This is a genomic window from Salmonella sp. SA14318, assembly GCF_029866905.1.
Taxonomy (GTDB): Bacteria; Pseudomonadota; Gammaproteobacteria; order Enterobacterales; family Enterobacteriaceae; genus Salmonella; species Salmonella enterica.
Genome location: NZ_CP123282.1, coordinates 4,183,465 through 4,205,810 on the forward strand (window position 1 = coordinate 4,183,465; position 22,346 = coordinate 4,205,810).

The following is a 22,346-nucleotide window of genomic DNA, read 5'->3' on the forward strand; positions in this document are numbered from 1 at the left end:
AAGGATGCAGGGGGTGGGCAATTACATCATGCCGCCCATACCACCCATACCACCCATGCCGCCAGCAGCGCCTAAATCAGGAGCATCGCTTTTCGGCAGGTCGGTCACCATGCACTCGGTAGTGATCATCAGACCAGCCACAGAAGCCGCGTACTGCAGCGCAGAACGGGTAACTTTGGTTGGGTCCAGGATACCCATATCGATCATGTTGCCGTATTCTTCAGTTGCTGCGTTGTAACCGTAGTTACCGTCGCCGCCTTTAACGGTGTTAGCGACAACAGACGGCTCTTCGCCGCAGTTCAGCACGATCTGACGCAGCGGAGCTTCCATTGCGCGCAGCGCAACTTTGATACCCACGTTCTGGTCTTCGTTCTGGCCTTTCAGGTCAGCAATTTTAGAAGCAACGCGGATCAGCGCAACGCCACCACCAGCAACCACGCCTTCTTCTACCGCAGCACGGGTCGCGTGCAGGGCATCTTCAACGCGGGCTTTCTTCTCTTTCATTTCAACTTCGGTCGCAGCGCCAACTTTGATTACCGCAACGCCGCCTGCCAGTTTCGCTACGCGCTCCTGCAGTTTTTCACGATCGTAGTCGGAGGTCGCTTCTTCAATCTGCTGACGGATCTGAGCAACACGGCCCTGGATGGCAGCTTCTTCACCCACGCCATCGATGATGGTGGTGGTGTCTTTGTTGATCACAACGCGTTTCGCCTGACCCAGGTCTTCCAGGGTTGCTTTTTCCAGCTCCATACCGATCTCTTCAGAGATTACGGTACCGCCGGTCAGGGTAGCGATATCCTGCAGCATCGCCTTACGACGATCGCCGAAGCCCGGTGCCTTAACAGCAGCCACTTTCACGATGCCACGCATGGTGTTAACAACCAGGGTAGCCAGCGCTTCGCCTTCAACATCTTCAGCGATGATCAGCAGCGGTTTGCCTGCTTTTGCAACGGCTTCCAGAACCGGCAGCATTTCGCGGATGTTGGAGATTTTCTTATCAGCCAGCAGGATGAACGGGCTTTCCAGCTCTACTGCGCCAGTTTCCGGCTTGTTGATGAAGTAAGGAGACAGGTAGCCGCGGTCAAACTGCATACCTTCAACCACGTCCAGTTCGTCCTGCAGACCGGTACCGTCTTCAACGGTGATGACGCCTTCTTTACCGACTTTATCCATCGCTTCCGCGATCAGTTTACCTACGGTTTCGTCGGAGTTAGCGGAGATAGTACCTACCTGAGCAATCGCTTTAGAGTCGGAGCACGGTACGGACAGGGCTTTCAGCTCTTCAACCGCAGCAGCAACCGCTTTGTCGATACCACGTTTCAGGTCCATCGGGTTCATGCCCGCAGCAACGGCTTTCAGGCCTTCGGTAATGATGGACTGCGCCAGTACGGTCGCGGTGGTGGTGCCGTCGCCTGCAGCATCGTTCGCTTTAGAGGCAACTTCTTTCACCATCTGCGCGCCCATGTTTTCAAACTTGTCTTCCAGTTCGATTTCACGCGCTACGGAAACACCATCTTTAGTGATAGTCGGCGCACCGAAAGATTTATCCAGAACCACGTTACGGCCTTTCGGACCGAGGGTTACTTTCACTGCATCTGCCAGTACGTTTACGCCGCGCAGCATTTTCACACGAGCGTCGTTACCGAATTTTACGTCTTTAGCTGCCATTTTCTCTTTCCCTTAAATTCGTATGTTCAGTGTCGTTCGCGGATTACGCTTCAACAATTGCCAGAATGTCGCTTTCAGACATGATCAACACTTCTTCATTGTCGATCTTTTCAGATTTCACACCGTAGCCATCGTTAAAAATAACGATGTCGCCAACTTTCACGTCCAGCGGCTGTACAGTACCGTTGTCCAGGATGCGACCCTTACCGACAGCGATGATTTCGCCACGAGTTGATTTACCCGCTGCGGAACCGGTCAGTACGATGCCGCCAGCAGATTTGGACTCAACTTCTTTACGTTTGACGATCACACGATCATGTAACGGACGAATACTCATTGATAGCTCTCCTTTGAGAAAGTCATTATCAGTTATGGGTGACGCCGGCCCGTAAACGGTTTCCCGGCTGGTGACCAGAGAGATGGGGATGGGGTTTTGCCCCTTCAAGGGGGGAGATGAAAAAAAATTCTTCTGAGCGAAAAAAGCGGTAAAAACGCTACTTATCTCACGTTTACCCAAGGTTTAGAACATCCTGCTATAAGAAAAGGCGTGTGTGATACGCTTAAAAATGTCTGTCGTCACCTGACGTTACAATGCCGCCGGATAATGAGCTGATGAATGAACTAAAAAAAGAGCTTGGGTTGGTTCAGGGCGTTATCTTGTTAACCACATCATTATTAGGGACTGGCGTTTTTGCGCTTCCGGAGCTGGCTGCGCTGGCGGCAGGCAACATCAGCCTTTGGGCATGGCCGCTACTCATTATTTTGATTTTCCCTATTGCGATTGTCTTTGCTGTGCTGGGGCGTCATTTTCCACACGCTGGCGGCGTAGCGCATTTTGTCGGGATGGCATTTGGCCCGCGTCTGCAACGAGTGATCAGTTGGCTGTTTTTATCAGTCATTCCTGTTAGTTTTCCCGCAGCCTTGCATATTGCGGTGGGTTTCGGCCAGGCGCTGTTTGGCTGGCAAAGCGAACAGCTCTTATTTGGGGAGCTGGGTACTCTAGGTTTACTATGGTTTATGGGATCGCGCGGCGCCAGCTCCAGCGCCAACCTGCAAGCCATTATCGCTGGATTAATTATCGCGCTTATTGCCGCCATTCTGTGGAAAGGCGCGATTAAACCTGCAGATATCACCTTCCCAGCCGCAAACGAAATCACCTTTTCCCGGCTGTGTACCGCCCTGGCGATCATGTTCTGGGGATTTGTGGGAATTGAGGCGTTTACGCATTTGTCGTCTGAATTTAAAAATCCTGAACGTGATTTTCCGCGCGCATTGATCATTGGCCTGATGCTGGCCGGCGCCATTTATTGGGCCTGTACCGCCGTGGTGCTGCATTTTGGCGTCTATAGCGACAAGATAGCGGCAACAGCCTCGCTACCGCTTATTATTGTTCATCTCTTCGGTATCCAGGCGTTGTGGGTAGCCTGCATTATTGGTTATCTCACCTGCTTTGCCAGCCTGAATGTGTATGCTCAGAGTTTTGCGCGTCTGATATGGACGCAAATGCAATATCAGCCCGATCACTATCTGGCTCAACTCTCTCCCGGGCGCCTTCCCTTGCACGCGTTAAACGTTATTCTGGCCTGTTGTTGCGTGAGTTCTCTGGTCGTCTACGCCCTGAAGATTAACCTCAATGCGCTGATCGTCTATGCTAACGGTATTTTTATTATGCTCTATCTGCTTTGTATGCTGGCGGGCTGTCGACTGTTGAAAGGGCGTTGCTATGCACTGGCGGTGACGGGTTGTCTACTGTGCCTGTTATTGCTGGCAATGCTGGGGTGGAAAAGCTTATATGCCATTATCATGCTGGCTGCATTATGGCTATTTTTACCGAAGCGAAAACGCATGGCGTAAGACGCATCCGCTGGCCGGATAGCGCCTCACGCGACTTATCCGACCAACATCTCTACCTTTAATCCCGACGATCGTCTTTATGTTCAATACGATCGCGATCGTCATCTTTACGTTGATACTCGCCGTCAAATGTTTCGCCACCGCCAGTACCCGCGCTAAACCCGCCGCCCGGCATCCGGGAAAAACGTAAATGCGGCAGCAACTTCAGCGTCAAATGTTTTTGCACTGGCGGTAACAAAAGGAGAAGGCCGAGAAAATCGGTGAAAAACCCCGGCAACAGGAGCAGTAAGCCAGCGATGATCAGCGATACACTCTTAATCATTTCTGCCGCCGGGCTCTCACCGGCCGCCATTTTTTGTTGCATCAGCAAAAAGTTTTTAAAACCCTGGTTACGTACCAGCGACATACCGATAACAGACGTAAAAATCACCAGGATTAGCGTCATCAGGACACCAAGCACATGGGCGACCTGGATAAAGATAGAAATCTCAATGTAAACATAGAGAAAGACAGCTAAAAAGGGTATCCAGCGCAAAGGACTCTCCTGTAAGTCATGGCCGTCTGCGACGACCATTTGAATGGGGTTGCGATTCGCATCGATCCGATATGGTGGTGCGTAGCAAAATTTCAAGTGGTTTGTACACCTATTTTAGGTAGTAATACTAAAGCGGTGACCTATTTCACAAAATAATAAATAAGGGGTAAATTCCCACACTTTAAGTGATCCAGATTACGGTAGGAATTCTGAAGCAGCATATGATCTCGTTTATCAGGCCGATGGAGGGGATAATCGTCGGTCAGAAAACATTCGAAATCACATATATCCTGTGTGTTTTAAAGTAAAAATCATTGGCAGCTTGAAAAAGAAGGTTCACATGTCAAACAACATTCGTATCGAAGAAGATCTGTTGGGTACCAGGGAAGTTCCAGCTGAAGCCTACTATGGTGTTCACACTCTGAGAGCGATTGAAAACTTCTACATTAGCAATAACAAAATCAGCGACATCCCTGAATTTGTGCGTGGCATGGTTATGGTAAAAAAAGCGGCGGCGCTGGCCAACAAAGAGCTGCAAACCATTCCTAAGAGTGTGGCGAACGCCATCATTGCCGCATGTGATGAAGTCCTTAACAACGGTAAGTGCATGGACCAGTTCCCGGTAGATGTCTACCAGGGCGGCGCGGGCACTTCCGTCAACATGAATACCAACGAAGTGCTGGCCAACATCGGGCTGGAACTGATGGGTCATCAGAAAGGTGAATATCAGTACCTGAACCCGAACGACCACGTGAATAAATGTCAATCCACTAACGACGCCTATCCGACAGGCTTCCGTGTAGCGGTTTACGCCTCTATCGTCAAACTGATCGATGCCATCAACCAGTTGCGTGAAGGTTTCGAACGTAAAGCGGTTGAATTCCAGGACATCCTGAAAATGGGTCGTACCCAGTTGCAGGACGCCGTACCGATGACGCTTGGTCAAGAATTCCGTGCGTTCAGCATCCTGCTGAAAGAAGAAGTGAAAAGCATCGAGCGTACTGCTGAGCTGCTGCTGGAAGTCAACCTTGGCGCAACGGCAATCGGCACCGGTCTGAACACGCCGAAAGAATACTCTCCGCTGGCGGTGAAAAAACTGGCTGAAGTCACTGGTTTCGCCTGTGTTCCGGCGGAAGATCTGATTGAGGCGACATCTGACTGTGGCGCGTATGTTATGGTTCACAGCGCGCTGAAACGTCTGGCAGTGAAGATGTCCAAAATCTGTAACGACCTGCGCTTGCTCTCTTCTGGTCCTCGTGCCGGCCTGAACGAGATCAACCTGCCGGAACTGCAGGCGGGCTCCTCCATCATGCCAGCCAAAGTGAACCCGGTAGTACCGGAAGTCGTAAACCAGGTATGCTTTAAAGTCATCGGTAACGACACCACCGTTACGATGGCGGCGGAAGCCGGTCAGTTGCAGTTGAACGTTATGGAGCCGGTTATCGGTCAGGCGATGTTCGAATCCATCCACATTCTGAGCAACGCGTGCTACAACCTGCTGGAAAAATGCGTTAACGGCATTACCGCGAATAAAGAAGTGTGCGAAGGGTACGTTTATAACTCCATCGGTATCGTCACTTACCTCAACCCGTTCATCGGCCACCACAACGGCGACATCGTCGGTAAAATCTGTGCTGAAACCGGTAAGAGCGTACGTGAAGTTGTGCTGGAGCGCGGCCTGTTAACGGAAGCCGAGCTGGACGATATTTTCTCCGTACAGAACTTGATGCACCCGGCTTATAAAGCTAAACGTTATACTGATGAAAGCGAACAGTAATCGTACAGGGTAGTACCAAAGAGGCACGTCACGATGACGTGCCTTTTTTCTTACAAGAAGTTACCAAATAACAACAATTTAATATCAACTTGTTAAACAACAAGGAAGGCTAATATGATAGTTGTCGAACTTATCATTGTTTTGCTGGCAATCTTTTTGGGCGCCAGACTTGGGGGCATCGGTATTGGATTCGCAGGTGGGCTGGGTGTTCTGGTACTTGCCGCCATCGGCGTGAAGCCAGGGACAATTCCATTCGATGTCATTTCCATCATCATGGCGGTTATCGCCGCGATCTCTGCTATGCAGGTCGCGGGCGGTCTGGATTATTTGGTAAACCAGACGGAAAAACTGCTGCGTAAGAACCCGAAATACATCACTATCCTCGCACCGATTGTGACCTATTTCCTGACTATTTTTGCTGGTACCGGGAACATTTCCCTGGCAACGCTGCCGGTTATTGCTGAAGTCGCGAAGGAGCAGGGAATCAAACCTTGCCGTCCGCTCTCGACCGCCGTGGTATCCGCGCAGATTGCGATTACCGCCTCGCCGATTTCTGCGGCCGTGGTGTATATGTCTTCTGTTATGGAAGGTCATGGCATTAGCTACATTCACCTGCTGTCCGTGGTTATCCCCTCTACGCTGCTGGCGGTGCTGGTGATGTCCTTCCTGGTCACGATGCTGTTCAACTCCAAACTGTCGGACGACCCGATTTACCGCAAGCGTCTGGAAGAAGGGCTGATTGAACTGCGTGGTGAAAAGCAGATTGAAATCAAACCAATGGCAAAAAATTCCGTCTGGCTGTTCCTGCTGGGCGTTATCTGCGTGGTTGTTTATGCGATTGTCAACAGTCCGAGCCTCGGCCTGGTTGAGAAACCGCTGATGAACACCACCAACGCTATTTTGATCATCATGTTGAGCGTCGCAACGCTGACCACCATCCTGTGTAAAGTGGAAACTGACGCCATCCTCAACTCCAGTACCTTTAAAGCAGGGATGAGCGCCTGTATCTGTATTCTGGGCGTGGCGTGGCTGGGCGATACTTTCGTATCCGCTAACATCGACTGGATCAAAGACACTGCGGGTAGCGTCATCCAGGGTCATCCGTGGCTGCTGGCCGTCATCTTCTTCTTTGCTTCCGCGCTGCTCTACTCTCAGGCGGCAACGGCGAAAGCGCTGATGCCGATGGCGCTGGCGCTGAACGTCTCTCCACTGACGGCAGTCGCTTCCTTCGCCGCCGTTTCCGGCCTGTTCATTTTGCCGACCTACCCGACTCTGGTTGCAGCGGTACAGATGGATGACACCGGTACAACCCGTATCGGTAAATTCGTCTTTAACCACCCGTTCTTCATCCCAGGCACCCTGGGCGTCGTTCTGGCTGTCTGCTTCGGCTTCCTGCTGGGCAGCTTTATGCTGTAAGTGTTTCACCCGCGGGGCGTATCACGCCCCGCATTCTCCCGCCCTTTGACTAACATCCTGCCCTCGTCCGTTGTATAGTGACCGTTCACTTGCGGGTCTTTTTGTTCTTTCGAGGTGTTTATGCTTGATGTTAAGAGTCAGGATATTTCCATCCCCGAGGCCGTTGTGGTGCTTTGTACCGCCCCGGATGAAGCTACCGCCCAGGATCTGGCCGCCAAAGTGCTGGCGGAGAAACTGGCTGCCTGCGCCACCCTCCTCCCCGGCGCGACATCGCTGTACTACTGGGAAGGCAAACTGGAGCAGGAGTATGAAGTTCAAATGATCTTAAAAACCACCGTTTCACATCAGCAAGCGCTTATCGACTGCCTGAAGTCTCATCACCCGTATCAAACGCCTGAACTTCTGGTTTTACCTGTTACTCACGGAGATACTGATTACCTCTCATGGCTCAACGCATCTTTACGCTGATCCTGCTGCTGTGCAGCACATCCGCCTTCGCCGGATTATTCGACGCGCCGGGTCGCTCGCAGTTCGTCCCGGCAGACCGGGCGTTTGTTTTTGATTTTCAGCAAAATCAACACGATCTTACCCTCTCCTGGCAGGTAAAAGAGGGTTACTACCTTTACCGTAAACAAATCAGTATCACGCCGACGAAAGCGGATATCGCCGCAGTCCAACTCCCGGCAGGCGTCTGGCATGAAGATGAGTTCTACGGAAAAAGCGAAATCTACCGTAAGCGGCTAAACGTTCCGGTAACGGTTAACCAGGCGGCGGCTGGCGCGGCATTAACGATAACGTACCAGGGGTGCGCCGATGCGGGATTCTGTTATCCGCCGGAAACGAAAACGGTGCCGCTAAGTGAAGTCGCCGCGGCAATAGACGCCACGCCGACGCCTGCTGTCACCCAGACGAGTGAGACGTCAAAACCCGCCGCCCAGCTACCTTTTTCCGCGCTCTGGGCGTTGCTGATCGGCATAGGCATCGCCTTTACGCCCTGCGTTTTACCCATGTATCCGCTGATTTCCGGTATTGTCCTGGGGGGAAGGCAACGTTTGTCGACGGGGCGCGCACTGCTGCTGGCCTTTATCTATGTACAAGGGATGGCGCTGACCTATACCGCACTGGGTCTGGTCGTCGCCGCGGCGGGATTACAGTTTCAGGCGGCGCTGCAGCACCCTTATGTGTTAATCGGCCTTGCCATCGTGTTCACCCTGCTTGCGTTGTCGATGTTTGGCCTGTTCACACTACAGCTCCCCTCCTCACTGCAAACCCGGCTGACATTAATGAGTAATCGTCAGCAAGGCGGCTCGCCCGGCGGTGTTTTTGTTATGGGGGCGATTGCCGGATTAATTTGCTCGCCCTGTACCACAGCGCCATTAAGCGCGATCCTGCTTTATATCGCTCAGAGCGGCAACATGTGGCTGGGCGGCGGTACGCTGTATTTGTATGCATTAGGTATGGGTCTGCCGCTAATGCTGGTCACCGTGTTTGGCAACCGTCTGCTACCGAAAAGCGGCCCGTGGATGGCGCATGTCAAAACCGCTTTTGGTTTCGTGATCCTCGCGTTACCGGTCTTTTTACTGGAGCGGATTATTGGCGAGGCTTGGGGTTTACGTCTGTGGTCGCTGCTGGGCGTCGCTTTCTTTGGTTGGGCCTTTATCACCAGCCTTCAGGCCAGACGAGCGTGGATGCGTATCGTACAGATTATCCTGCTGGCGGCAGCGCTCATTAGCGTGCGGCCTCTACAAGATTGGGCATTCGGATCGCCATCCGCGCAAGCTCCAGCGCACCTCAATTTCACGGCTATTTCTACCGTGGACGAACTCAATCAGGCGCTGGCGCAGGCCAAAGGCAAACCCGTTATGCTGGATTTCTACGCCGATTGGTGCGTGGCCTGTAAAGAGTTTGAAAAGTATACCTTCAGCGATCCGCGGGTCCAGCAGGCGCTCGGCGACACGGTGCTCTTGCAGGCTAACGTCACCGCTAATAATGCGCAGGATGTCGCGCTGTTAAAGCATCTGCAAGTCCTCGGGCTGCCCACCATTCTGTTCTTTAATGCCCAAGGCCAGGAACAGCCGCAATCGCGAGTCACCGGCTTTATGGACGCCGCCACCTTTAGCGCGCATTTGCACGATCGCCAACCGTGAGCGACACTTGCAAAAGCAAAGACGGAGGAGAATACCGTGCAACGTGAAGATATTCTGGGAGAAGCCCTGAAATTACTGGAGACGCAAGGGATAGCCGATACTACGCTGGAAATGGTGGCGGAGCGCGTAAATCGCCCACTCGACACATTACAGCGTTTCTGGCCAGATAAAGAAGCCATTTTATATGACGCGCTACGTTATCTGAGTCAGCAGGTAGATATCTGGCGACGCCAGCTTCTTCTTGATGAGACGCTTTCTGCTGAACAAAAGCTACTGGCACGCTACAGCGCGCTTTCGGAATGTGTCAGTAATAACCGTTATCCTGGTTGCTTGTTCATTGCCGCCTGTACGTTTTATCCCGACCCAACCCATCCTATTCACCAACTGGCTAATCAACAAAAACGCGCGGCACATGATTTTACCCATGAGCTACTGACCACGCTGGAAATTGACGATCCGGCGATGGTTGCAAGGCAGATGGAGCTGGTGCTGGAAGGTTGTCTCAGCCGAATGCTGGTCAACCGCAGTCAGGCTGATGTAGATACCGCTCAGCGGTTGGCGGAAGATATTCTGCGTTTTGCACAGTGCCGTCAGGGTGGCGCGCTCACCTGACGGGTACTGATTTTATGCATTTTGCCTGAAAAGCAGGCAGTCAGCGCGCTTTTATCACTTTTTTCGTGTAAAGCCGTTGACGACCGCGCCCCTTTACGGTTTAATGCGCCCCGTTGCCCGGATAGCTCAGTCGGTAGAGCAGGGGATTGAAAATCCCCGTGTCCTTGGTTCGATTCCGAGTCCGGGCACCACTTATTCAGAAAACCCAGCCTATGGCTGGGTTTTTGCTTTTCTGGGAATGGAAATCCGTAGCCCCCATCTCTGGTCTGACTAGCTATAACGAGAAGGCCAGATTTTCTCTGGCGCAACGCCCAGCGCTTCGGCGATCAGCCGCTCACCTTTGGGCCTGGGTCACCACCACTTTTGGGAATTTCCACCCGCCGAACTGGCGGTGGGAAGTAGCTCCCGGATGCCATTCGGTTCCAGAGTTTGTAGAGGTTGGCCGTCAGGTCATTGAATGAATCTTCATCTTTACGCTCGAATGCCCCTTTTCCAGACTCGGCATCAGCTAAGCTATTACGCCAGTATGAAGTGAATCCCTGAGTATTGCTGTCCATTGTCCATCCCATAACTTCAATAAAACTATCGATTTCATTGATATTGATATTGATATAACTCATGGCTCAACATTGTTCACGATGCGAGCGCGATCACAATGATTTATTTGTGTCTGAAAGGTACTCAGTGCTACTGACAGGATTTAAGAGATCAGTATTACTATTTTATTAACTCGTTTTTTTGCTATGTTCTATTGTTCATCAAGAAGTAATTGGTCCGGGAAGAAGCGAAACGTTTTAGTTGCGCCGGGTTATTGCAACCTTACCTACCAGCAACAAGAAAATAGCAGACTGATTGTCATAGTAAAAATTCCTCTTTAGGTGTATATCTATTGTAGAAATCCCATTGAAACGAAGTGCCGCTTTCAATGTGGTTGTGGTATGTAGCATCAACTTATTCGTTTCATTGTTATGAAATGATCGGTTGTTGATTATAACAATGTATATCATTCCCGTTTACACGATTGGCGTGCTCAATATAGAAATTGCGCTAAAACAACACAAAAGCGCGCGCCAAACATAATACCCTACAAAAAATGTGATCTCCGATGAACAGAAAAGAGAAAATATTTCAGGCAGTTTGTGAGCTTTGTATCACTTTTCCTAATGGATTGACAACTGAGCAGATTGCACTATATACAAATATTGCCAGGCCCAATGTTAGTAATTATTTAAATCAATTTATTAAAGAGAATAAAATAGTCAAATCCGGCACTCGCCCAGTACTTTACTCTATCAAAAAAGAAAACCTTAAAACCATTCATCAGAGTGCTAATCTGCCTGTGCCTGATGTACAAAAAGAGCCTTTCCAGTATTTTCTGGGGTATAACGGAAGTATTAAAAAACAAATCAATCAGGCTAAAGCTGCTGTTATGTATCCTCCGCATGGATTGCATACGCTGTTAACGGGGGACACTGGTGTAGGGAAAAGTCTTTTTGCCAGTCTGATGTATAATTACGCTGTTTATCAGAATGCGCTTGATAAAAATTCACCGTTTATCGTTTTTAACTGTGCTGATTATGCCAGTAATCCGCAATTATTGGTTTCTCATATCTTTGGCCATGTAAAAGGCGCTTTTACCGGTGCTACCAGAGATAAATTTGGCCTACTCAGTGAAGCAGATGGTGGAATGTTATTTCTTGATGAAGTTCATCGCTTGCCGCCTGAAGGGCAAGAAATGATATTTTATTTTATGGATACAGGCACTTATGGGTTGCTAGGGGAGACACAGCGTAGTCGTAAGGCACAAATATTACTTATTTGCGCCACCACCGAAGAGCCTAATTCTACGCTGCTTTCCACTTTTCTGCGGCGTATCCCAATCAAAATCAATATTCCTAATCTTGCCGAACGTTCACCTGGCGATCAGGTCGATCTGTTAAAATATCTGCTGGAAATCGAAGCCAGAAAAATCAACTGCGCCATAACTATTGATACCGACAGCGCTAAAGCAATCATCGGCTCGTCTTTCTCTGGTAATGTGGGTAAATTAAAATCGACTATCCAGTCCGTATGCGCCCACTTTTTTATCGAAGATAATAATCCTAACCAGCTTAATATTACTTACGATAAACTCATCTCTGATATCAAAGTGGGAATTTTTAATCTGGCGCGTGACAACGATTATCTGGTTGGGTTGCAGCATGCACTGGCTGGTACTATCACGATCATGCCTGATAACTCACATTCGGGCCTGGACTTATACACAGATATTGATGTAAATAAACATAATACTCCTTTTCAGGTCTATGATGTTATTGATAAGAAAATCCAATTCATGCTGGAGCAAAATTTTTCAGATACTGATATAAATAATTACATCACTTCTGAAATCAACCAGTATATCGACTTGCGTTTACCCAAAAAGCTTGAACATGTTGATCACGGTTTACCGAATGCGACTCTAGTCTTCTGTCAGTCGTTAAAAAATGAATTAGAGCTTCAGTTGAATAAAGAGTTCAGCCATGGATTTCTGCTGTCTTTGGGGTACCATCTGAATAATATTATACAAAAAAGAACCCGCTCACGCACGAATACCTGGATAAGACACTATCGCGTTGATAACCTTGAAGAATATGAATCTGCGCTGACAATCAAAAAACGACTGTATAAAGAATTTGATATTGATATTAATGATGATGAAGTTGTCTATCTGACCATTCTTTTGGCCTCGCTGGTGGTTCGTGAACGTGATAAGCATATCCACGTTATCGTTGCGACCCATGGTGATATGATCGCCAGCAACATGGTCGACATAGCAAAAATATTAATTGCTGAAGATAATATATCAGCCGTCAATATGCCGTTGGATATCCGCCCGAACCAGGCCATTGCGCAAATCAAGCAAACCATCACAGCTTACTCAAATGCAAAAGGATTTTTATTATTAGTGGATATGGGATCGCTCATCCAGGCGGGATATCTCTTATCACAAGAGTGTAATGTCCCCGTCAGAACTCTGGACATGGTTTCTACTCCCTTAGTGATTGAAGCACTTAGACGCTCGGCACTGCTGGATGCCGATCTGGATGACATTTATTTGAGCCTGCAACATTTCAAAGGTTACGGCGTCAGTGAACACAATGCGGTAGTTACTGGCAATAAACCATTGGCAGTACTGGCTATTTGTTCGTCTGGCGAAGGGATTGCCCGGAAACTTAAAAATTTATTAAGCTCAGTACTGGAAGAGATGAATCGTAAAGATATCCATATCATTAACCTGTCGGTTGAAGAGGTGCTCAATACGAAGCATAAAATCACTACTGAATATCAGGTGTTGCTTTCAATTGGCGTGATTAACCCCGGACTGGATGTACCCTATATTTCACTGCCAGATTTCTTTTCACCAAAAGGTGAATTGACATTCCAGACCATTATCGGTGGGGCTTTTCCGGTGATGGTTGAAAATAAAAATCCGGTAACGCTTACTAAACTGGCTGAACAATATCTACAAGAGTTTTTAACTTACCTGAATCCGAAAAAAATCGTGCCCATCGTCATGCTTTTTCTGCAGCAGTTGAAAGAACAACGTCACTTTGATGAATTCGGTTCCAATTTACTCAATATGATTGTGCATACCTGCGTTGCGATAGAGCGTTCGGTTCGTAATGAAACCATAACGTATAACAAACTTAATCGGGAAGCATATTTGATGAGCGAATTATTTAAAATATATCAAAAGGCCAATGAGATATTGGAGGATAAACTTGATGTAAAACTCAATGATGACGAGCTACTTTTCATTATTGATATGCTGGAAAAAGAGTAAAAAGATTATCAGGCGTCGGGATGCCAACGCCTGTTAGAGTCTTATGCCAGCGCTTCTGCCAGATCTCGTTGCATAATCTGCCAGGCTTCACCAATATCTTCTGAGTGACCGAAAAGACCACTGGAACCGACAATCAGCACATCAGCCCCGGCTTCCACTAATGCACTATAGGTGTTTTTATTACAAGAGCCATCAACTTCAATTAAAAATTCCAGTTGATGCTGCTGCCGATATTCTGCAAAGGCAGCAATCTTTTTCAGCATTGCGGATATAAATGCTTGTCCGGCAAAACCCGGATCCACCGTCATAATAGTCACTTTATCCACACGATCCAGATATAACGTAACGATGTCGAGTTGGGTTTCCGGGTTTACAACTAATCCACATTTCATTCCCGCTGAGCGAATATTGTCAATCAGACGGAATGCCTGCCCATTTGCCGTTTCAGCATGAAAGCTCACCATGGATGCGCCGGCATCGGCCAGGGTACTGATATAATCTTGCGGGTTAGTCACCATGAGATGGCAATCAATGGGGGCGCTTGCCACCCGCTTCATCTGCGATACAAAAAACGGCGATAGTGTCAAATTTGGAACATAGTGACCATCCATAATATCGACATGGAAATAACCGATTTTATCGTTCAGAAAACTAACTTGCTCTTCAAGCCGTAATAAATCCATGCACATTAGCGAGGGGGCGATTAAAGGGGATTTCATCATATTACTCCTTTATAACCATCATACCTTTACAGGTAAAACCACGACGATGGTGGAATGTGTCAAAAAGATCTATAACGCTGTCGATTTCTACCTGATGAGAAATTAAGTCATTGACCTGTAATTTCCCTGAACTAATCGCGGCGGCTGCATCAGCCCATTCGTCGTGCGGCATTTGTTTATAAACTGAATTATAAACACTGGCGATAACCGCTTCTTTACGCATTACTTTGTCATATACTTCACGTGGAATTTGCATATCACCATGCGGATTGCCCATCAGCATCACTTTGCCGTAAACACGACAGGCTAACAGTGCCTGGGTTAATCCGGCGTATGAACCACTTCCTTCAATCGTGACATGCGCACCAAAACCATCAGTCTCTTTCAACACCCACTCAACCGCATCCTCTTCAGTGGCGAGGCACACATGTTCGAATCCCAGTTCGCGGCAGAACTCGACTTTTTTCGGATCCACATCAATCAGCATGACTTTTTGCGCACCGTAAATCGTCGCCCAACGCGCTGCCATTAGCCCTATCGGACCTGCGCCAATAATGACGATACTGTCATTCAGATCCAGGTTAGCACGCCGTATGACATGCAAAGCAATGGTAGCCGGTTCAAGCATAGCCGCTGCGCTGTAGCTGACATGATCAGGGAATTCGACGAGATTAAATTCCGGAACCGTTAAATATTCACTAAAACCACCGTCACGACGGGAACCGTAAGAGCTGTAGTTCAGGCAGCGAGGATAGTGGTGCTGCTGGCAAAACTCGCACGTCATGCACGGTACAATTGGGAATACGGCCATCCGCTTGCCAATCAATGCAGGATCGCCGCCCAAACCAACCGCCTCAACCCGACCGGCGAACTCATGCCCCAGTACGCGCGGAAAACTCAGCGTGCCTGTTTGATACGCCCTTGGCACATCCGAACCACACAACCCGGAAGCCATCACTTTCAGCAATACCTCACCCGCTTGAGGGACTGGCATGTTACGTTCCTGTAACTCGAGGTGACCAATGGCCGTCAATGCAACTACTTTCATTCTGCTTCTCCTCCGTTTTCAACGGCGACTATTCAAGGTTTGCATGATTAAGCTTCACATTAGCCAGCGATAATTGCTTGATAGCCATAATCTCAAGACAAACAAGATCGCCAAACAGGACCAAAGATTGTTCAAATAGTGTGGTCATTGGTTGAATCGAAATATATTCCCCTGTTCCACCTTTTGAGCCACAGTGAAAATCGACAATAACGTCCGCAAGCTGAGCAATTGAACTTGTCGGGCTGGAAGTCAGATGAACAATTTTTGCATCATAGCGTTTAGCACAGGCAGTAATATGCTTTGGAAAGATTGATTCACCAGACCCCGAGCCCACTACCAAAATATCTTTAGGTCCAATAGGGGGTTCATTAACTGCCCCAACGACACAGGCGTTGATGCCCAGATGGTTAAGACGCTTGACGGTCATTTCAAGTGCGAGTAAAACGCGCCCTACGCCAACAAAGAAAACTTTTTCAGCCTGCAATAGTGTTGAAATATATTCATCAATTTGCCGTTCATCAATTCTGCTCAGAACCATTGAGAGTTCTTTTTCGATTATTCCGACATTTTCACGATAATTTTTCGTTGCCATTTACATCACCATCATTCCCTTACAAAAGGGGACTTTACTGTCGCGAATAAGATTAAATAAGGCAGACAACTCTTCCATCGGAACGGCATGGGTGATCAGATCGCTCACTTTTAGCTTGCCGGACTGAATAGCCGCAGCAGCATCTTTCCACTCATCATGTGGCCGTTGTGAATAAATAGAGTTAAAGACGCCCATAATCTGCGCTTCTTTACGCATAAATTTATCGTAGATTTCGCGCGGAATATTGACGTCAGTGTGTGGGTTCCCCAGCATCAATACTTTGCCAAATACCCGACAGGACATCAGAGAGTTAATGAATCCCGAGGAGGAACCACTGCCCTCAATACAGACATCAGCACCATAACCTTCTGTCTGTTGCATCACCCACTCGACAGGATCTGTCTGGCTTGCGTCGCAGATATCTGTGAATCCCAGGGCGCGACAAAACTCTATTTTCTTCTGGTCAATATCAACCAGCAATACTTTCTTAGCACCATAGATCGCCGCCCAGCGTGCAATCATAATCCCGATGGGCCCCATGCCATAAATCACGACGCTATCATTAAGATCCAGATGTGCGCGACGCATTACATGTAAACCAACAACAGCCGGTTCGAGCATAGCGGCTTCACGTAAATCTGCATCATCATCAAGCAATACCAGGTTAAATTCAGGCACGCTGAGGTATTCGCTAAACCCACCATCCTGACGTGAGCCAAAATAGCTGTAATGTGTACATTTCGCATAGTAACGCTCTTTACAAAATGCACATTCATTACAAGGAATAAGTGGGAAAATAGCAGTTTTACGACCGACCAGATCCTCTTTAACCCCTTCGCCGACTGCCACAATATGACCAGAAAATTCGTGTCCCAAAACAATAGGATAATGATAAGGACCATTGACAAATGCTCTTGGAATATCAGATCCACAGATACCTGCCGCACCTATTTTAACTAAAACCTCTCCAGCTCGTGGCGTAGGAATAGCTCTTTCCTGCAACTCGAATTTACCGAGTTCAGTTAATGATAACACTTTCATACTTTTTTCCTCGGAGACTAGTGCCCGCAGGCACTAGTATTAGTAGTAATCAATTATTTGGTAACAGGCACTGCCAGTATCCCCAGATAAGAGGAGATAATACCGACAATAAAGATAACCGCGATTACAGTATTAGGCTTCATTTTTCTATTTACCATTTTCAGGATACCTAGCGTTATCAATAATGGAATCAGCGATGGCAGCAATGTATTTAAAATATCCTGGAAGACTACCGTAACTCCGTTTAAGTTAATTGAGGCCGGAGTGATAATATTAACTCTGGATGCCGCCATACCACCAACCACCATCAGACCAATGAGTCCAAATGCGTCGGTTAATTTATCCATTAATCCTTTTTTCAGAATATCAAGGATAACGGTACGACCTTTACTGTATCCCAGAAAGAACATATTCAGGCTACAGAATATCATGATGAATTTATAGAAAACTTCAAACAGTATCGGACCCGCTATATTTCCCTGTATAGCAAGATTACAGGCAATGGCCGCCAGAATGGAATATACGATTGCTTGCAGAGTATCACCAATACCGGCTACCGGCCCCATTAAGCCTGAGCGTAGTGACGTAATGGCCTCTGGTGGTAGCTGGGCACCATTGGCCCGTTGTTCTTCCATTGCAACTGAAACACCGGTGATCACATGACCACAAAATGAAGGCTCGGTATTAAAAAAGTTAAGATACTTTTTTAACTCTTGTACTTGCCTGGCTTTGTCATTTGGATACAGTTTACGGATAACCGGCACCATGGCGCTGGTTTGTCCAAGAGCCTGTAAACGTTCATAGTTATAACAGGTTTCGGATGAATAGTTTAAAGCCCATGTTTTAAGCAACTCTTTACGGGTAAGCGTAGAGGTATTTGGAGTTTCGTTGGGCTGAGATTCATTTAGAGTCTGATATGTTGCCATTTTAATTTCTCCCTTATCCCTTCGTTGCAGAAACTTTTTGTTCAGCATTGATGTTCATAATCACCGCAGCGATAACCGCAAATACAGCAATTGCCATGATTCCCAGATTCAGATATGCAACCAGGAAGAAACCAAGAAAGAAGAATGGCATCAGACGTTTTTTACCGAGGAAAGAGACCAGCATTGCAATACCCAGCGCTGGCATAATACCGCCGATAACCTCAAATGCATTAACCAGGCTCTGCGGAATCATCGTCAGCATGTTCTTCATAAAATCCGCGCCAAAATAGACCATGCAGAATGCAGGAATACCGACCAGCACCATATTTACAAAAAAGGATGGGATATAGTTCATCATCCGCATACCGGTAATATTGCCGCGATCCAGCATCGCTTCTGCTTTGTGAACCCACAGGGCGTTAAAACTCATCGATGCCTGAAAAGTCAGGATCCCCAGCAGAGAAAATGGGACGGCAAATACCACTGCGGTTGAAGGCGCGGCACCACTTAAAATGGTCATCGCCGTACCAAAAACCGATGCTACCGGCAGGTTACCGGGCATCGTACCGCCCACTGTCATCCACCCGAGGTAGGCAAGGTTAATGTAGGCCGCGGCTTTCATCCCCTCGATAGGGGAACCAAGTGCAAGTGCGACAAGAAAACCCGATATAATTGGATAAAGCCACGAACGAGTCAGCAAATGGCTAACCCACCAATTGCTGAGAATAGCAATGAGGGCGACTAAAATAGCTGAGAGAAGCATAATATATTATCCTTTATATTTGTAGAGTATATTTGCGTTATTATGATCGTACTTATAAGTAAGGTATTAGCTCCATTGGGGCATCGCTGGGCAATACCTTTATATTAATTGGTACTCCTAACTGATTGATTTCTCTAAATGCCGCACGTTCAACGTCTGACGCTGCCAGATTACGATATAGTCGAGAGCGCTTTTCATTTACACCCATGCCACCAACGATTAATTCTTCAAAATTAACACCGCCTTGTAGTAGTGCCAGTACCGGAATCGGACTTTTTACAAGAATAATAATTTTGTCATCTTCGCCATCGTCTTTAACATTACTCAGCACGTCGATTGCCTGGGCAACATTAAAAATGTTCAGTGTCATATGGTTGGGTACAGCCATTTCCAGTACAGAAATCATAAAATCATCATGGACGAGCTCATCATCAATAATAATAATTTTAGTTGCATTGATATGTTTTACCCAGCCAGTCATTACCTGGCCGTGAATTAATCTGTCATCAATGCGAAGTAAGGATACAGTAGACATTTTCTGGCCTCTTGGTTTTACAATGGTTTAATTGAAGATTGTCCCACGGTGATGGCAATATCCACGAGGTGATCAAGCGATGTAGACTCCTGACGTTCAAGGAAAATATTAACAAGCATAGGAATATTTACACCTGCGACAACCCTGGTGTTTTTTCGTTGCTTAACAAAGTAAGTAGATGCATTAAACGGACTCCCTGAGAACATATCTACCACAAACAAAACTGGCATATCCCCGGGAACGGCATCCACCACACGTTTCATTTTTAAAATAAGACCTTCAACATTTTCTCCGGGCATAAAATCAAGCGTCCTAACGTCTTCATAACGCCCTACCAGCATTGCGACTGTTTCAATCAATTCGTTTGCCAGCTTTCCATGAGTTGCCACAATTACCGTACAATCCATTCTAATGCCCTCTTTATCTGTCTCTACTTTACCTGACTCATTTAATTGATGGTCTATGGCAAAAGATACTGCTACACGCTGTTCAGCATTATGCGTGCCAACTTTTTATTTTTATATTTATCATATAGATACGAGTTAGTGTTTCACTGTGTATTTTGTGTATCACTTGGCTAGATGACAGTGTTTCGACAGTTTTGTATCACCTCATAACTGATTTGGTTGATAACAATAACGAAGAATCCTTTTAGGGTCAGAGAGTAGCGGGTCGTGGTGACATTTTTGCTGAAGGCTTACCGTATCAGCGTCCGGCGGGGATGCGGGCTGCTGATGCAGAGCAGAACCGTTTACCAGTGGCAGAGCCGGCGTGACGATCGGGCGATAACCCTGCGTATCCGGGAAATAGCGGAAACCCGGACACGCTACGGTTGCCCGCGTATCCATATTCAGTTGCGCCGGGAGGGATGGCCTGTTAACCACAAGAAAACCCACCGGATTTATTGTCCGGAAGGCCTGAACCTGCGCAGAAAACGCCCCCGCAGACATGTCAGTGCAGCACGCCGTCAGCAGCGCCCGGTCCTGACGCATGTCGATCAGTGCTGGAGTATGGATTTTGTGCCAGATAATCTGTTTAACGGGCGGCGTTTTCGGGCGCTGACTGTAGTGGATAATTTTAGTCGGGAATGCCTGGCGATCCATGCCGGAAAATAGTTAAAAGGCCAGGATGTGGTCAGAATAATGGAGGCACTGCGGGTGCCGGATAAGCGGCTGCCGGTACGTATCCAGACGGATAACGGCAGCGAGTTTATCTCAAAAAGTCCGGATAAATGGGCGTATGAACACGGCGTCACAATGGACTTCTCGCGCCCCGGAAAGCCGACAGATAACCTGTTTATTGAATCATTTAACGGCAGTCTGCGGGATGAATGCCTGAACATTCACTGGTTCCTGTCACTGGAAGATGCGCAGGAAAAACCCGACAACTGGCGCAGGGAATACAATCATGAGAGAACGCATTCATCATTAAATGACATGACTCCGGCTGAATTTATCCGAAGTCTCCGGAAAGACGAAGATCTCTGATTTAGCACTGTACTGAATTTGGGCAAGGGTCAAAAGCTTACTTAGCTACAGGGAGATTGTTATCAGTAATAACGCGTATCACTCCATCTGACGGTTCGCTAGCCCCGACAAGTGAGTCCAATATCTCCGCCATGAACTTTTTCATCACTGACAACAATAATCCCTTCGCCAATTTTGGCATTTTTTCTTTGTCGGTTTCTTTATTCTTAAATACTGTTTCCGACTCTTGTTCATAATCATAAATTAATACTCAGCACATCATGACTGGTGGTAGTTGTCGGGGTAACAGGGCACATAGTTTAAAATACTTATTCATAGTTTGTTATTACGTAAACATTTTAACCTAATGCGTGTCAGTCAGGCACGCAGATAAAAAATAACCGGAGACAAAAGTTAAACAAAATGCTGTTAGCAGGAAGTACGGTATTGTTCTGTTGTCCGCTGCAGTCAGTCCGGTATGGACAGACAATAATACCAGTGCAGCGTCCTGCTTTTTTACCTGTATGTTGAATAACCATTGCAATAAATCATTATAGGATTACATCTGTTTATTATTGCCTGATCCGGAGTGAGTCTTTATGAAAAGTCGTTATTTAGTATTTTTTCTACCACTGATCGTAGCTAAATATACATCAGCAGAAACAGTGCAACCCTTTCATTCTCCTGAAGAATCAGTGAACAGTCAGTTCTACTTACCACCACCGCCAGGTAATGATGATCCGGCTTTCCGCTATGATAAGGAGGCTTATTTTAAGGGCTATGCGATAAAGGGTTCCCCACGATGGAAACAAGCTGCTGAGGATGCAGATGTAAGCGTGGAAAATATAGCCAGAATATTCTCGCCAGTAGTGGGTGCTAAAATTAACCCCAAAGATACGCCAGAAACCTGGAATATGTTAAAGAATCTTCTGACTATGGGCGGCTACTACGCTACTGCTTCGGCAAAAAAATATTATATGCGTACTCGTCCCTTTGTCTTATTTAATCATTCTACCTGCCGTCCTGAAGATGAGAATACTTTGAGAAAAGATGGCTCTTACCCTTCCGGGCATACTGCTTATGGTACACTTCTGGCATTAGTATTATCCCAGGCCAGACCGGAACGCGCGCAGGAGCTCGCCAGACGTGGATGGGAGTTCGGGCAAAGCAGAGTGATATGTGGTGCTCACTGGCAAAGCGATGTTGATGCTGGCCGTTATGTGGGAGCAGTAGAGTTTGCAAGGCTGCAAACAATCCCGGCTTTTCAGAAGTCACTGGCAAAAGTCCGTGAGGAGCTGAACGACAAAAATAATTTATTGAGTAAAGAAGATCACCCCAAACTTAATTACTGAAGGTGAAAGTCTTCCCGCAAACTGGCCACAGCAAATGAAAGGAAGTGCAACTGCGTAGGGGCGACC

20 protein-coding genes, 1 tRNA gene and 3 pseudogenes are annotated in these 22,346 nt (G+C 47.5%); 11 read left to right on the forward strand and 13 right to left on the reverse strand.

The window, feature by feature from the left end:
* Positions 1 to 21 precede the first annotated feature (21 nt).
* Together groL and QEN32_RS19990 are read right to left on the reverse strand one after the other, a co-directional pair.
* A complete protein-coding gene (gene groL, locus QEN32_RS19985; protein WP_000729126.1) occupies positions 22 to 1,668 on the reverse strand; it encodes a chaperonin GroEL in 1,647 nt (548 codons plus the stop codon).
* Between the two features lie 43 nt (positions 1,669 to 1,711).
* Positions 1,712 to 2,005, reverse strand: a complete 294-nt coding sequence (locus tag QEN32_RS19990; RefSeq protein WP_000027827.1) for a co-chaperone GroES — start codon at positions 2,003 to 2,005, stop codon at positions 1,712 to 1,714.
* Between the two features lie 275 nt (positions 2,006 to 2,280).
* On the opposite strand from QEN32_RS19990, the gene yjeH reads away from it, so the two are divergent.
* Positions 2,281 to 3,522 (forward strand): L-methionine/branched-chain amino acid transporter, encoded by a 1,242-nt coding sequence (yjeH, locus tag QEN32_RS19995; protein WP_023220391.1) that lies wholly within the window; start codon positions 2,281 to 2,283, stop codon positions 3,520 to 3,522.
* Positions 3,523 to 3,580: 58 nt separating this feature from the next.
* Here yjeH and QEN32_RS20000 read toward each other — a convergent pair whose 3' ends face one another.
* A complete protein-coding gene (locus QEN32_RS20000; RefSeq protein WP_001267291.1) occupies positions 3,581 to 4,057 on the reverse strand; it encodes an FxsA family protein in 477 nt (158 codons plus the stop codon).
* Between the two features lie 340 nt (positions 4,058 to 4,397).
* On the opposite strand from QEN32_RS20000, the gene aspA reads away from it, so the two are divergent.
* The 6 genes from aspA (at position 4,398) to QEN32_RS20030 (ending at position 10,200) form a co-directional block, all read left to right on the forward strand.
* A complete protein-coding gene (gene aspA, locus QEN32_RS20005; protein ID WP_000069440.1) occupies positions 4,398 to 5,834 on the forward strand; it encodes an aspartate ammonia-lyase in 1,437 nt (478 codons plus the stop codon).
* A 114-nt stretch (positions 5,835 to 5,948) separates the two neighbouring features.
* Positions 5,949 to 7,250 (forward strand): anaerobic C4-dicarboxylate transporter DcuA, encoded by a 1,302-nt coding sequence (gene dcuA / locus QEN32_RS20010; protein WP_000637595.1) that lies wholly within the window; start codon positions 5,949 to 5,951, stop codon positions 7,248 to 7,250.
* 120 nt (positions 7,251 to 7,370) lie between these two features.
* A complete protein-coding gene (gene cutA, locus QEN32_RS20015; protein WP_000887832.1) occupies positions 7,371 to 7,718 on the forward strand; it encodes a divalent cation tolerance protein CutA in 348 nt (115 codons plus the stop codon).
* Positions 7,694 to 9,397 carry a protein-disulfide reductase DsbD gene (locus QEN32_RS20020; protein ID WP_094897450.1) on the forward strand — a complete coding sequence of 568 codons (1,704 nt, stop codon included), beginning with the start codon at positions 7,694 to 7,696 and terminating at the stop codon, positions 9,395 to 9,397. Before cutA ends, QEN32_RS20020 begins: the two co-directional genes overlap by 25 nt.
* 36 nt (positions 9,398 to 9,433) lie before the next feature.
* Positions 9,434 to 10,009, forward strand: coding sequence for a transcriptional regulator (locus tag QEN32_RS20025; protein WP_001188509.1), 576 nt, complete (start codon positions 9,434 to 9,436; stop codon positions 10,007 to 10,009).
* Between the two features lie 115 nt (positions 10,010 to 10,124).
* Positions 10,125 to 10,200, forward strand: a tRNA-Phe gene (locus QEN32_RS20030).
* A gap of 79 nt (positions 10,201 to 10,279) precedes the next feature.
* Here the strand turns inward: QEN32_RS20030 and QEN32_RS22695 are convergent.
* Positions 10,280 to 10,339, reverse strand: coding sequence for a helix-turn-helix domain-containing protein (locus QEN32_RS22695; protein ID WP_071525127.1), 60 nt, complete (start codon positions 10,337 to 10,339; stop codon positions 10,280 to 10,282).
* Positions 10,340 to 10,362: 23 nt separating this feature from the next.
* Positions 10,363 to 10,461, reverse strand: a pseudogene (locus QEN32_RS22700) (reverse transcriptase/retron type); the annotation flags it as partial.
* Positions 10,462 to 11,114: 653 nt separating this feature from the next.
* Between QEN32_RS22700 and QEN32_RS20040 the strand changes: the two are divergent.
* Entirely contained in the window at positions 11,115 to 13,835 is a 2,721-nt protein-coding gene (locus QEN32_RS20040; RefSeq protein ID WP_001651306.1) for a sigma 54-interacting transcriptional regulator, read from the forward strand.
* A 41-nt stretch (positions 13,836 to 13,876) separates the two neighbouring features.
* On the opposite strand, the gene alsE is transcribed toward QEN32_RS20040, so the two are convergent.
* From alsE to QEN32_RS20080, 8 genes are read right to left on the reverse strand one after another with little or no spacing between them, the layout of a single operon-like run.
* Complete coding sequence (alsE, locus tag QEN32_RS20045) at positions 13,877 to 14,554, reverse strand: D-allulose 6-phosphate 3-epimerase (RefSeq protein WP_000841833.1); 678 nt, start codon at positions 14,552 to 14,554, stop codon at positions 13,877 to 13,879.
* Between the two features lie 4 nt (positions 14,555 to 14,558).
* Positions 14,559 to 15,605 (reverse strand): galactitol-1-phosphate 5-dehydrogenase, encoded by a 1,047-nt coding sequence (locus QEN32_RS20050; RefSeq protein WP_242105478.1) that lies wholly within the window; start codon positions 15,603 to 15,605, stop codon positions 14,559 to 14,561.
* A 28-nt stretch (positions 15,606 to 15,633) separates the two neighbouring features.
* The gene (locus tag QEN32_RS20055; RefSeq protein ID WP_000201885.1) at positions 15,634 to 16,197 is read right to left on the reverse strand and encodes an SIS domain-containing protein; all 564 of its coding nucleotides are present in this window, start codon (positions 16,195 to 16,197) and stop codon (positions 15,634 to 15,636) included.
* Positions 16,198 to 17,238, reverse strand: coding sequence for a galactitol-1-phosphate 5-dehydrogenase (locus QEN32_RS20060; RefSeq protein WP_000866540.1), 1,041 nt, complete (start codon positions 17,236 to 17,238; stop codon positions 16,198 to 16,200).
* Between the two features lie 53 nt (positions 17,239 to 17,291).
* A complete protein-coding gene (locus tag QEN32_RS20065) occupies positions 17,292 to 18,164 on the reverse strand; it encodes a PTS system mannose/fructose/sorbose family transporter subunit IID (protein ID WP_000257248.1) in 873 nt (290 codons plus the stop codon).
* A 13-nt stretch (positions 18,165 to 18,177) separates the two neighbouring features.
* Entirely contained in the window at positions 18,178 to 18,927 is a 750-nt protein-coding gene (locus tag QEN32_RS20070; protein WP_001747728.1) for a PTS sugar transporter subunit IIC, read from the reverse strand.
* A 52-nt stretch (positions 18,928 to 18,979) separates the two neighbouring features.
* Positions 18,980 to 19,462 (reverse strand): PTS sugar transporter subunit IIB, encoded by a 483-nt coding sequence (locus QEN32_RS20075; RefSeq protein WP_000108907.1) that lies wholly within the window; start codon positions 19,460 to 19,462, stop codon positions 18,980 to 18,982.
* A gap of 17 nt (positions 19,463 to 19,479) precedes the next feature.
* A complete protein-coding gene (locus tag QEN32_RS20080; protein WP_001639590.1) occupies positions 19,480 to 19,869 on the reverse strand; it encodes a mannose/fructose/sorbose PTS transporter subunit IIA in 390 nt (129 codons plus the stop codon).
* Positions 19,870 to 20,136: 267 nt separating this feature from the next.
* On the opposite strand from QEN32_RS20080, the pseudogene QEN32_RS20085 reads away from it, so the two are divergent.
* From QEN32_RS20085 to QEN32_RS20095, 3 genes and pseudogenes are all read left to right on the forward strand, one after another.
* A pseudogene (locus QEN32_RS20085) lies at positions 20,137 to 20,949 on the forward strand (IS3 family transposase); the annotation flags it as partial.
* Positions 20,950 to 21,351: 402 nt separating this feature from the next.
* Positions 21,352 to 21,428 (forward strand): annotated as a pseudogene (locus tag QEN32_RS20090) (porin family protein); the annotation flags it as partial.
* 99 nt (positions 21,429 to 21,527) lie between these two features.
* Positions 21,528 to 22,280, forward strand: a complete 753-nt coding sequence (locus tag QEN32_RS20095) for a non-specific acid phosphatase (protein ID WP_023181278.1) — start codon at positions 21,528 to 21,530, stop codon at positions 22,278 to 22,280.
* Positions 22,281 to 22,346 lie beyond the last annotated feature (66 nt).